The organism is Nocardiopsis oceani, from assembly GCF_054777395.1.
This window is the reverse complement of the sequence record NZ_BAAHAR010000011.1, coordinates 61,596-73,698: the sequence shown is the minus strand read 5'-3', so window position 1 is coordinate 73,698 and position 12,103 is coordinate 61,596. Positions and strand designations below refer to the sequence as shown.

Genomic DNA, 12,103 nt, shown 5'->3' with positions numbered 1-12,103 from the left:
CGGGGAGGCGGCGTTGGGAAGGGAAGCGGTCACGGGCGGCTACGGCCCCGCCGACCAGTTGCTCTGGGGCGTGCTGCCCTACGTGGTGCTGGTGCTCGTGGTGGGCGGGTTGGTGTGGCGGTACCGCTACGACCGGTTCGGCTGGACCACCCGTTCCTCAGAGCTCTACGAGTCCCGAATACTGCGGATCGGCAGCCCGCTGTTCCACTTCGGCCTGCTGGTGGTGATCGTCGGCCACGTGGTGGGGCTGCTCGTTCCCGATACCTGGACGCGGGCACTGGGAGTCTCCGACACGGTCTACCACGTGGTCGCGCTGTCGATGGGCCTGGTGGCCGGGGTGTGCACGCTCGCCGGGATCACCCTGCTCGTCTGGCGCCGACGCACGGTCGGTCCGGTCTTCAGCGCCACCACCCGCAACGACAAGGTGATGTACCTGGTTCTGGTGCTGGCGATCCTGACCGGCCTGGGAATGACCGTCTACTTCGCGGGTGTGGAGGTCGCGGGCGGGCACACTCAGGACTACCGGGAGACGGTTTCGCCGTGGTTCCGGTCGATCTGGATACTCCAGCCGGACATCGCGGCGATGGCCGCCGCCTCCGCTCCTTACAAACTGCACGCGCTCATGGGGCTGGCCCTGTTCGCGCTGTTGCCGTTCACCCGGCTCGTGCACGCCTTCAGCGCGCCGATCGGGTACCTGTTCCGCCCCTACATCGTCTACCGCACGCGTGATCCGCACCCGGCCGCCGCGGGGCAGTCCGAGCGGGCCACGCGCCGGGGCTGGTGACCGAACCCGGATCAGGTTCCGGACCCGAACCCGGACCCGAACCCGGCCGACCCGGTCCCGCCGCCGCTGACCGCCCAGAGATGCTACTGAGGAGAACCGTCACCATGGAGCTGTTCCCAGCGTTCCCGCTCGATGAGTGGTACGACACCAAACAGACCATCCACCGTTTCGAGCAGATCGTCGGCAAGGTCCGGCTGGAGCACAGCCCCCGCCGCAACCACTGGTGGAACGTGCCCTTCCACTTGACCGGCAGCGGGATCACGTCCCGCCCGATGGGGCTCGCGGACGGCAACCCGGTCTTCACGGTGGACTTCGACTTCGTCCGCCACGAGCTGGTCGCCTCGAACCTGGAGGGGCACACCGCCTCCTTCCCGCTCCAGGGGCACAGCGTCTCCTCGTTCTACCTCCAGTTCCAGTCGGCCCTGGACAGCCTGGGGGTGGACGGCAGCATCGCGATTGCGCACCCCTTCGACCTGCCGGACGCCACCCGGCCCTTTGTGGAGGACCACGAACACGCCACCTACGTGCCGGAACACGCGGCCAGGTACTGGCAGGTCCTGAGCCAGGTGAACCTGGTGCTGGAGGAGTTCGCGGCGGGGTTCTCCGGCAAGACCAGCCCGGTGCACCACTTCTGGCACACGTTCGACATCGCCGTCACCCGGTTCTCGACGCACCAGGTCGACCAGCCCCGGGAAGCGGGCGGCCTGGTACGCGAGGCCTATTCGCGCGAGGTGGTCAGCTTCGGGTTCTGGTTCGGCGACGACAACGTCCCTGAGCCCTGCTTCTACGCCTACGCCGCCCCCGAACCCGACGGCCTGACCGGCCAGCCGCTCACCCCTGCCGCAGCGGAGTGGGTGTCCAGCGGCCACGGCCACCTGGCACTGCTGCGCTACGCGGAGGTCCGCAAGCACCCGGACCCGCACGCGGTGGTCCTCGAGTTCCTGGAAAGCGCCTATCGGGCGGGCGCGGGCAGGCTCGGCTGGGACATCGACGGGCTGGCCTGCCCCGGCGGGGTGACCGACCCCTATCGGGCGGGGCACTGAGCCCGTCCGGTTCGGTGCACACGTCCCGATGTGTGCGGGGTGGGCCGATGTGGGAACGTGACATCCTGTGGGGCCCACCACGCGCGCACCTCGTGCGCGGAAGACGCACGAAGCGGGAGTAGTGGCATGGATCTGTCCGTCGTTGACGTGCCGGAGCGGTCTAGGTACGAGGTGAGCGCGGACGGCAAGGTGGTCGGGTTCTCGGCCTACCACTTGGTCGCCGAGGGGGTTCTCGCCCTCCCGCACGTGGAGGTGGAGCCGGACTTCGAAGGCAAGGGTGTGGCCAGCGCGCTCATGCGGGAGTCGTTGGACCAGGTTCGGGAGCAAGGGCTGAGAATCATGCCGATCTGCCCGTTCGCACGGGCCTTCCTCGAGCGCAACCCGGATTACGCGGACCTCGTCCACGAGGGTTGACGCAGGCAGCTGGCCTGACTTAGAGCCTGGTGACAAAGGGGGTTTGGTTACCCTGCCCTTGGGGTGTGCCGCTTGCCGCGCGGGTGGGAGAGTCCGCGCGGGTGGGAGAGTCCGCGCGGGTGGGAGAGTCCGCGCGGGTGGGTTCGGTCCTGCGTGGCCGTGGGGTTCCCTGCGGGTGCGGGTTGCCCCGTTTCCTGCCGCTTGATGGTGGCCGTCTCCGCTGCGCGCGTCAAGGTCTTCGCCGTCGAAGCGCTGGCGCGCTATCGGAGGCGCTCCACCTTGACCCGCTTCGCTGCGACGGCGGGTCGGCGGCAGTCAGGAAACGGGGGGCGTGTGGTCGGGGTGGCGACGGGACCGGCCTTCGGCCGGGTACTGCTCCGAGCCTGCGGCCCGGTCCGGCCTTGGCCGGCCGGATTCCTTCCCGTGGGTCTGGTTGTGTCGGCAGGCGCGTCGCAATCCAGTGGCCGGTCGGCAACGAAGGGCCCGTTCAGGCGGGGCGGGTGGCTGGGCGCGTCCCACCGGTCTTGCGGCTCGGTGGTGGGTGGCCCATACGGGTGCGGGTGGTGTCGGTGAACCGGTCGGGTGTGGGTTCCAGGGCATCGAACCCCCTGCTGGAGTCATTTTGGGTACCGAGATTGCCTCCAGGGAGGGGGTTCACCGGCCCCGGGTGCTTCTGGGCGGGGGCTCGGCGCCCCAGGCGCCCCCATGTGGGGGGGGTAGCGGGCGCCCCCGGTGGGCGCCCCACACGGAGGCAGCCCCGCTGTCCGAAACCGGCCCGGCGAAGATGACCGCTGTGTCCGAAACCGGTTCATCCCCGATGATCTTGCCCCCAGCTCCACCCTCGGCCGTCGAGGGTTGAGACAGGGGCAAGATCATCGTTGGAAAGGGGGCCCACCCCTGACCGAAAGTCCGGTGGGACGCGCTCGGCCATGCGCCCGGCCTGTTCGGGCTCTTCGTCGCTGGCTGGTCACTGGATTGGGACGCGCTGGCCGATGAAGCCGGGCGGATGGGCAGGGATCCGGCCGGTCACGGCCGGACCGGGCGAAGCCCGGCCCTTCGGGCCGCAGGCCCGGGGCCCGAAGGGCCCCTTGGGGCCCCGACCACACGTCCCCCGTTTCCTGACAGCCGCCCACCCGCCGTCGCAGCGAAGCGGGTCAAGGTGGAGCGCCACCGATAGCGCGCCAGCGCTTCGACGGCGACGACCTTGACGCGCGCAGCGGAGACGGCCACCATCAAGCGGCAGGAAACGGGGCAACCTCGCACCCAACAACAAACCCCAGCCACCCTCAGCCCCCAGCCACCCTCAGCCCCCAGCCACCCTCAGCCCCCAGCCACCCTCAGCCCCCAGCCACCCTCAGCCCCCAGCCACCCTCAGCCCCCACCCACGCGGATTCCCCACCCACGCGGACTCCCCACGCGGACTCCCCACCCACGCACCGCATGCTCGGTGGGCGTGTGCTGCCCGTCTTCGCAGAGCAGGGACACGTACCAATGCGCGCCGTCGTCGATCCTGGGCAGGACCGTAGCCAAAGGGTGTGGCATTTCTGCGCGGGGCGGCTATCCCCGCCCTGAAGGGACGAGGTCTGCGCCGCCAAAAACTAGATCACCATCCGGCCACAGACTGCGCTGACGGGGTGTTTTGTCCCACTGTGTGGGCAAGAGTTGGCGGTTGTCCTTATTGGAGCAAAGGAGCCCCGCACCTTGATACTGACCCACCAAGCCGCGACTTGGGACGCGCAACTTACCGATGCGATCGGCGCCTTCAACGACGACTACTTCTGGGCCTGGGTCCTGATCCCCCTCCTGGTGGTGGTGAGCCTTTACATCACCGTCAGGACCGGGGCAGTCCAGTTCCGCATGTTCCCGGAGATGTTCCGGGTGCTGAAGAGCAAGCCCGAGATCGCTCCGGACGGCAAGAAGGCCGTCAGTTCCCTTCAGGCCTTCATGATCTCGGCGGCCGCGCGGATCGGCACCGGAAACATCATCGGTGTGTCCATAGCCATCTCCCTGGGCGGCCCCGGCGCCGTCTTCTGGATGTGGATGATGGCCATCGTGGTCTGCGGGGCCAGCTTCGTGGAGTCCACGCTCGCGCAGCTGTACAAGGTCCGGCACCCGGCAGGGTTCCGGGGAGGCCCCGCCTACTACATCGAACGCGGCCTCGGCCAGCGCTGGGCGGCCGTGCTCTTCGCGGTCATCCTGATCCTGACCTTCCCGATGGTGTTCAACGCGGTACAGAGCAACACGATCACCAACACCATCGCGAACTCCGCCGGTGAGGTCGGCCTCGAGCACAACTTGCTCCTCTCCGCGGTGATCGGCGCCCTGCTGGTGGTCCTCACCGGCCTGGTGATCTTCGGCGGCGTCCGCCGGATCGCGCACACTGCGCAGGCGCTCATCCCGTTCTTCGCCGGCTTGTACATCGTGATCGGCCTCATCATCATTGCGATGAACTGGGAACTGGTCCCGGGGATGTTCGTCATGATCCTCGAGAACGCTTTCGGTCTGGGCGAGTTCGCCGCCGCGACGCTGGGCGTCATCATCATCCAGGGCGTCCGCCGGGGCATGTTCTCCAACGAGGCGGGCCTGGGTTCGGCCCCGGTCGCCGCGGGCAGCGCCTCGGTCACGCATCCGGTGAAGCAGGGACTCGTGCAGACCCTGGGCGTCTACGTAGACACCCTGGTGGTCTGCTCGGTGACCGCTTTCATCGTCCTGCTCGGTTACCAGGGCGCCATGGACGGGCAGCTCGAGGGCGACCTGACCCAGATGGCCCTGATGTCCATGCTCGGCCCCTGGGCGCTGCACCTGATGACGCTCATCATCTTCCTGGTGGCGTTCACCTCCGTGCTGGGCAACTACTACTACGGCGAGTCCAACCTCGAGTACCTGACCGAGAACCGCAACGTGCTGTTCGGTTACAAGATGGTCTTCCTGACCGCCACCTTCCTTGGGTCGCTGGGTTCGATCGACCTGATCTGGACCCTGGCCGACACCACCATGGGCATGATGGCGCTGATCAACCTGATCGCCATCACCCCGTTGACGGTGATCGCGTGCCGTCTGCTCAAGGACTACACGGATCAGCGCAGACAGGGCCTGGACCCGGTCTTCACGCGGGACCGGATGCCGGATCTGCGCGGTGTGGAGTGCTGGGAGCCGCGCGAGATGGCCGAGTCCGGCAAGGGACAGGCTTCCTCCTGACCGAGGAGAGCGTGGATCGGGGCGTGTCCGGGTGGTCTGGGCACGCCCCGCGCCTTTTCCTGCGTCCCCGTGGCACTTGGGGTCCTCAGAGGACTCGGGGGCCTCGCGGAGCAACTCGGATTCCGCGAAAAGGCACACAAATCCCTAACGGTAGGCGTTTTCCGGCATCTGTGTTCTTTCGGTCACAGCGGATCATCGCTAGTGTGCTGGGTCACAGTTGTGGCGGTCAGTGTTGTGTCTCGCGAGGGAGTCCGATGTCCATCGTCTCAATCGAGCCCGCCACCGCCGAGCGGTGGGATGACCTGGAGAACCTGTTCGGACCGACCGGAGCGTACGGGCACTGCTGGTGCACGTTCTTCCGTCGAAGGGCCAAGGACCACACGGCGAGCGTCTCGTGCGATCGCGCCACCCGTGGTCAGGACAACAAGCAAGAACTGCGCCGACTGACGCTGGACGGCCGGGTGCCCGGCCTGCTCGCCTATGACGAGGACGGCCCCTGCGGTTGGGTGTCGGTGGCGCCGCGCGAGGACTTCATCCGCCTGTCCCGTTCGCGGACCCTGCGCCCGGTCGACCCCCACGAGCCCGGTGTGTGGTCGCTGGTGTGCTTCTGGCTGCCGCCGCGGAGGCGCCGTCGAAGGTTGGGCAGCCGCCTGCTGGACGGAGCGATCGATTTCGCGCGGGCCGGCGGGGCACGGGTCCTGGAGGCCTATCCGGTCGACACGGTCGGGGGGCGTGCCCCCAGCGCCGAGGTGTACACGGGGACGGTGGAGATGTTCCGCCGCGCCGGGTTCACCCTCACGGGACACCACCTGAGCGAGCGCGTGGTGGCCCGGCTCGAACTGAAGGAAGAGTAGGACCCGAATAAACGGGGGGAGGGTATATCCGCCAACCCTCTTCGGTGCCGACCCGTCCCCTGGTCCGCCTCCAGCCCGTTCCCCGTCCCCCTGTCCTTTCCCCAGTCCGTTCCTCCAGCCCCTGTCCTTTCCCCAGCCCCTACCCCTGGCCCCGCCCTCCAGTCCCTGTGCTGTGCTGACGGGGGCTTTACCTGTGCTTGGTACCCCCCTGGGGTAGTCTGGCGAACGCGTGCCCGGCGGGGACGTCGTGGGCGTTTGACAAGTGGATACCCCTGGGGGGTATATTGGTCCGTGTTGGAACGTCAATCCGCCAACCAGCGCGGTAGATCGCATCAGGAGGCAGCAATGGCCAGCACTGTCGTCTATACCGTCGAGGGCATGAGCTGCGGGCACTGCGTCAACTCGGTCACCGAGGAGGTCAGCGAGGTCGCCGGTGTCACTGACGTCAAGGTCGACCTCGAGGGAAAGCAGGTCACGGTGACCGGCGAGGGCCAGGTCGACGACTCGGCCGTGCGCGCCGCGATCGACGAGGCCGGGTACGAGGTGGCTGGCTGACATGGGTGTGGCCACGAAACTCGGGCTCTACGCGGCCGGTCTCGTGGTCGTGTTCGCCGCGGCGTTCGGGGTCGGCTCCATGGTCGGCCCCGTTCTGTCGGAGCCCCCGGAAGGGCACTCGGAGAGCGTGGAGCGGCCCGTGGACAGCGAACAGGACCACGACGGCGACAACGGCGCCGAACACTAGCGCAGCCTGGAGCGACACATGAGTAGCAGCAAGACGGCGCCCGCCGAAGCGGGTCAGGTCGAACTCGCTATCGGCGGGATGACCTGCGCGGCCTGCGCGAACCGGGTGGAGAAGCGCCTCAACAAGATGGAGGGCGTCAGCGCCTCGGTCAACTTCGCCACCGAGAAGGCCCGGGTCTCCTTCGAAGGGCCGACGCTCCCGGTCGAGGACCTGGTCGCCCAGGTCGAGAAGGCGGGCTACAGCGCCACCGTGCCCGAATCCGAACCGGCCGCCGAGGAAGGAGGCGCCGACCCGGACGACCCCACGCGGGCCCTGTGGAACCGCGCTCTCGTGTCGATGGTGCTCTCCGTCCCCGTCATCGCGATGGCGATGGCCCCGGTCCTGCAGTTCACCTACTGGCAGTGGGCCTCCCTCGCCCTGGCCGCGCCGGTCGTGGTGTGGGGTGCGCTGCCCTTCCACATCGCCGCGCTGAAGAACCTCAGGCTCGGTACCGCCACCATGGACACCCTCGTCTCCTTGGGTGTTTCGGCGGCGTTCCTGTGGTCCCTCTACGCCCTGTTCCTCGGCACCGCCGGAATCCCGGGCATGACGCACCCCTTCGAGTTCACCATCGCCCGCACCGACGGCGCGGCCAATATCTACTTGGAGGTCGCGGCCGGCGTGACCTCCTTCATTCTCCTGGGCAAGTACTTCGAGGCACGCTCCAAGCGCAACGCAGGATCCGCCCTTCGGGCCCTGCTGGAGATGGGGGCCAAAGAGGTCACCGTCCTGCGGGGCGAGGGCGCCTCGGCCCGCGAGGAGCTCGTCCCCGTGGACCGGCTGGAGGTCGGCGACCGCTTCGTGGTCCGGCCCGGCGAGAAGATCGCCACGGACGGCACCGTCGAGGAGGGCACCTCCGCCGTCGACATGAGCATGCTCACCGGCGAGTCCGTCCCGGTCGAGGTCGCGCCGGGTTCGGCCGTGGCCGGCGCGACCGTCAACGCCGGCGGTCGCTTGGTTGTGCGGGCCTCCCGGATCGGCTCCGACACCCAGCTCGCGCAGATGGCGCGCTTGGTGGAGGAAGCCCAGAACGGCAAGGCAGCCGTTCAGCGGCTCGCCGACCGGGTCTCCGGGGTGTTCGTCCCGGGCGCCATCCTGCTCGCCGCCGGATCGCTCGGCTTCTGGCTCGGGACCGGCGACCCGGTGGGTGCGGCCTTCACCGCCGCCGTGGCCGTGCTGATCATCGCCTGCCCCTGCGCCCTGGGCCTGGCCACCCCGATGGCGCTCATGATGGGCACCGGTCGCGGCGCGCAGCTCGGCATCCTCATCAAGGGTCCCGAGGTGTTGGAGAGCACCCGCCGCGTGGACACCGTCGTGCTGGACAAGACCGGCACGGTGACCACCGGGAAGATGACCCTGACCGGTGTGACCGCCGCCGAGGGGGAGAGCGAGGACGAGGTACTCCGCTTGGCGGGCGCACTGGAGAGCGCTTCCGAACACCCCGTCGCGCGGGCGATCGCCACGGGAGCGATGGTCCGGGGCGGCGACCTGCCCGCCCCGGAGGACTTCGCCAACATCGAGGGGCGGGGTGTCCAGGGAACCGTGGAGGGCCGCGCCGTCCTGGCGGGCCGTGCCGCGCTCCTGGCGGAGTGGTCTCAGGAGCTGCCCGAGGAGCTGCTCCGGGCGCTGGAGGCGGCCGAATCCGAAGGGCGCACCGCGGTCGCGGTGGGCTGGGACGGCCGGGCCAGGGGGGTGCTGGACGTGGCCGACGCGGTCAAGCCCACCAGCGCCGAGGCGGTCCGCCAGTTCAGGGGCTTGGGCCTCACCCCGATCCTGCTGACCGGAGACAACCGGGCGGTGGCCAGGGCGGTCGCCGACGAGGTGGGGATCGAGGAGGTCATCGCCGAAGTCCTGCCCAAGGAGAAGGTCGACGTGATCACCCGGCTCCAGGACGAGGGCCGCGCGGTGGCGATGGTCGGCGACGGGGTCAACGACGCCGCAGCGCTGGCCCAGGCCGACCTTGGGCTGTCCATGGGTACCGGCACCGACGTGGCCATCGAGGCCAGCGACCTGACCTTGGTCCGGGGCGACCTGCGAGCGGCCGCCGACGCCGTGCGACTGTCAAGGCGCACTCTCGGCACCATCAAGGGCAACCTGTTCTGGGCCTTCGCCTACAACACCGCCGCGCTGCCCCTGGCGGCGGCGGGGCTGCTCAACCCGATGCTCGCGGGGGCCGCGATGGCCCTGTCCAGCGTGTTCGTGGTGAGCAACAGCCAGCGGCTGCGCCGTTTCCGCCCGCTGACCGGGGCTCCTGCCGCTCCGGACGTCCCGCACACGGCCGACAGCGTGCGGTCAAGGAAATAAAACAACATAACGCCAGATAACGGACGGAATGTCCGCTCTCGGAGGGGGCTCGGACCTCGTCTGCGGCCGACGAAGCCGCTAGGGTTTGCGCGGTACCTCACCCATGTGGGGTTTCCGCGCAGACCCGATCGGTTTTCCTTCTGTCCGCATGAGCCTGAAATGGCGGTCCCGCAGCGCCACAGCCCCAACCCCCGCACAGCCGAGGTCCCCGTGACGACTGGATGTCCCCGCGCCAAGCTTTACCAAGAAGAGCCGCACCCCGACCCCTACGCCGTGTACGCCCAGATGCGTGCCGAACACGGCCCGGTGGTCCCGGTCGAGTTGGAACCCGGTGTGCACGGGTGGCTGGTCACCGACTACACCACCCTGATCTCCTGGAGCCGGGACACCACCACGTTCGGGCACGACGCCCGCCTGTGGAAGGACTTCCGCGAGGGCAGGATCGACGCTGACGCGGCCGTGCTGCCGATGATGGCCCCCCGCTCGAGCGCCCTCTTCGTCGACGGCGCCGAGCACCAGCGCTACCGCCGGGCGCTCACCGACAGCCTCGGCGCGATCGGGTCGGAGCGGCTGATCGAGGTCACCGAGCGGTACGCGCACGGACTCATCGACGAGTTCTGCACGCGGGGGCAGGCCGACGCCCTGAACGAGTACGCCCGGATGCTGCCGCTGCTCGTCATGAACGAACTGTTCGGCTTCGAACGGGACCAGGGCGTGCGCTTCGTCGAGGCCATGCGCAACCTCTGGCTCGGTATCGACGCGGAGAAGTCGAACGCCGAGGCCGAGCGCGCCCTGTCCGAGGTGGTCACCGCCAAGCACCGCGAGCCCGGCGACGACGTCACCACCCGGCTGATCCAGCACCGCGCGGCGTTCAGCGACGAGGAGGTGATCATGCAGCTCCTCCTGGTGGTGGCCGCCGCCAACGAGCCCACCGCCAACCTCATCAACGCGGGGGTGCGGGCGGTCCTCACCGATCCCAACCTCGCGAGCGGCAGAACACCTTCCCAGACCGCCCTGGCCGACACCGTCGACCGGGTCCTGTGGCGGGACCCCCCGATCACCAACTACCCCGTCATCTACCCGAGGGTGGACGTGCCGCTCGGCGGCGGCCGCACCATCGAGGCGGGCGAACCGATCCTGCTGGGCTTCGCCGCCGCCAACCGCTTCTTCGTCGAGGAGAACGCGGAGCAGATGGCGGAGTCGAGCAACCGGGCCCACGTGGCCTGGGGCGCCGGAGTCCACCGCTGCCCGGCGCGGGAGGAGGCCTCGACGATCACCATCATCGCGCTGCGCACCCTCCTCGACCGACTTCCCGGACTGCGCCTGGCGGTGCCGCCGGAGAACCTGCGCTGGCACCTGTCGGCGCTGTCCTGGATCCCGGTCGAACTTCCCGTGCAGTTCGACCCCCAACCCCCGCCGACCCCCGCGCCAGTGGAAGGAACAACTTGGACCGCGTCCGACTCGCCCCCGGAAACATCAGCGCACAAGCAGACCACCTCAGGGACATCGCCCCTGTCGTCCCTGTCGAACTTCCTGGTCAGGTTGATGCGTGGGTCGTGACCTCGCACAAGGCGGTCAGCGACGCGTTGGCCGACCCCCGGGTCCAGAAGAGCAAGCAGCACTGGAGGGCGTTCAACGAGGGTGAGGTCCCTTCGGACTGGCCGCTGATCTCCTGGATCATCAACGAGAACATGCTGTCCAAGGACGGCGAGGACCACACCCGGTTGCGCAGGCTGGTCTCGAAGGCGTTCACCCCGCGCAGGGTCGAGAAGCTGCGACCGGCGATCGTGGGCATCGTCGATTCCCTGCTCGACGACATGGAGCGGGCGGCCGAGCAGAGCGAGGACGGGGTCGTCGACCTCAAGGAACTGGTCGCGCAGCCGCTGCCGCTCACGGTGATCAGCGACCTGTTCGGCCTGGACGAGGAGATGCGGCCCAAGCTGCACCGGCTCGTCGGCGTCTTCTTCGACCAGAGCGTCACGCCCGAAGAGGCGATGACGATCTTCTTCGACATGTGGGCCGTCCTCACCGAACTGGTGGCGACCAAGCGCGCCGAGCCCGGCGACGACCTGACCACCGCCCTCATCGCCGCCCGCGACGAGGAGGACCAGCTCACCGAGGACGAGCTCATCTGGAACCTGGTGCTGTTCATCAGCGCCGGCTACGAGACCACGATGAACCTCATCGGCAACGCCGTGCGGGTCCTCACCACCCACCGGGACCAGTTGGACCTGATCGTCGAGGGCAGGGTCGAGTGGTCCAAGGCCATCGAGGAGGTTCTGCGCCTCACCCCGCCCGGGGAGTACGTACCGATGCGCTACACCACCGAAGAGATGGAGTTGGACGGGGTGCGCATCCCCAAGGGCGAGGCACTGATGCTCGGCTACGCTTCGGCCGGTCGGGACCCCGAACAGTACGGATCGACCGCCGGGGACTTCGACATCACCCGTGAGGACACCTCGCACCTGGCCTTCTCGCACGGTCGGCACTACTGCCTGGGGGCGAGTCTGGCCCGCATGGAGGTCAACGAGGTGCTGCCGCGCCTGTTCGAGCGCTTCCCCAAGCTCGACGTCGCGGTGGCCGAGGCCGAGCTGACCCAGTCGCCCTCCATCATCACCGCGGGCGTCGAGGCCCTGCCGGTACGGCTCGACGGCTGAGCCGGGAGGACAGCAGCCGGAACACGCCCGGATTTTCCGGTTCCGTCAAGGGGTACGTCGGTGCTCCT

General features: G+C 68.8%; 10 protein-coding genes. All 10 read left to right on the top strand.

From position 1 onward, the window contains the following. Positions 1 to 13 precede the first annotated feature (13 nt). A complete protein-coding gene (narI, locus tag ACYVDG_RS08245; RefSeq protein WP_460747828.1) occupies positions 14 to 784 on the top strand; it encodes a respiratory nitrate reductase subunit gamma in 771 nt (256 codons plus the stop codon). A gap of 104 nt (positions 785 to 888) precedes the next feature. Beyond that, positions 889 to 1,827 carry a DUF5996 family protein gene (locus tag ACYVDG_RS08240; protein ID WP_460747827.1) on the top strand — a complete coding sequence of 313 codons (939 nt, stop codon included), beginning with the start codon at positions 889 to 891 and terminating at the stop codon, positions 1,825 to 1,827. Between the two features lie 126 nt (positions 1,828 to 1,953). After that, on the top strand, positions 1,954 to 2,241 hold the full coding sequence (locus ACYVDG_RS08235) for a GNAT family N-acetyltransferase (protein ID WP_460747826.1): 288 nt from the start codon (positions 1,954 to 1,956) through the stop codon (positions 2,239 to 2,241). A 1,701-nt stretch (positions 2,242 to 3,942) separates the two neighbouring features. Then, the gene (locus ACYVDG_RS08230) at positions 3,943 to 5,439 is read left to right on the top strand and encodes an alanine/glycine:cation symporter family protein (RefSeq protein ID WP_460747825.1); all 1,497 of its coding nucleotides are present in this window, start codon (positions 3,943 to 3,945) and stop codon (positions 5,437 to 5,439) included. Positions 5,440 to 5,693: 254 nt separating this feature from the next. Beyond that, a complete protein-coding gene (locus tag ACYVDG_RS08225; RefSeq protein ID WP_460747824.1) occupies positions 5,694 to 6,293 on the top strand; it encodes a GNAT family N-acetyltransferase in 600 nt (199 codons plus the stop codon). 345 nt (positions 6,294 to 6,638) lie between these two features. Further along, complete coding sequence (locus ACYVDG_RS08220; protein ID WP_460747823.1) at positions 6,639 to 6,848, top strand: heavy-metal-associated domain-containing protein; 210 nt, start codon at positions 6,639 to 6,641, stop codon at positions 6,846 to 6,848. Position 6,849: 1 nt separating this feature from the next. Further along, positions 6,850 to 7,035, top strand: coding sequence for a hypothetical protein (locus ACYVDG_RS08215; RefSeq protein ID WP_460747822.1), 186 nt, complete (start codon positions 6,850 to 6,852; stop codon positions 7,033 to 7,035). Between the two features lie 18 nt (positions 7,036 to 7,053). Further along, on the top strand, positions 7,054 to 9,378 hold the full coding sequence (locus ACYVDG_RS08210; RefSeq protein ID WP_460747821.1) for a heavy metal translocating P-type ATPase: 2,325 nt from the start codon (positions 7,054 to 7,056) through the stop codon (positions 9,376 to 9,378). A gap of 273 nt (positions 9,379 to 9,651) precedes the next feature. Continuing rightward, positions 9,652 to 10,938: a cytochrome P450 family protein gene (locus tag ACYVDG_RS08205; protein ID WP_460747954.1), complete on the top strand. Its 1,287-nt coding sequence runs from the start codon at positions 9,652 to 9,654 to the stop codon at positions 10,936 to 10,938. Continuing rightward, the gene (locus ACYVDG_RS08200; protein ID WP_460747820.1) at positions 10,935 to 12,035 is read left to right on the top strand and encodes a cytochrome P450 family protein; all 1,101 of its coding nucleotides are present in this window, start codon (positions 10,935 to 10,937) and stop codon (positions 12,033 to 12,035) included. The genes ACYVDG_RS08205 and ACYVDG_RS08200 overlap by 4 nt, the downstream gene beginning before the upstream one ends. Positions 12,036 to 12,103: the final 68 nt, after the last annotated feature.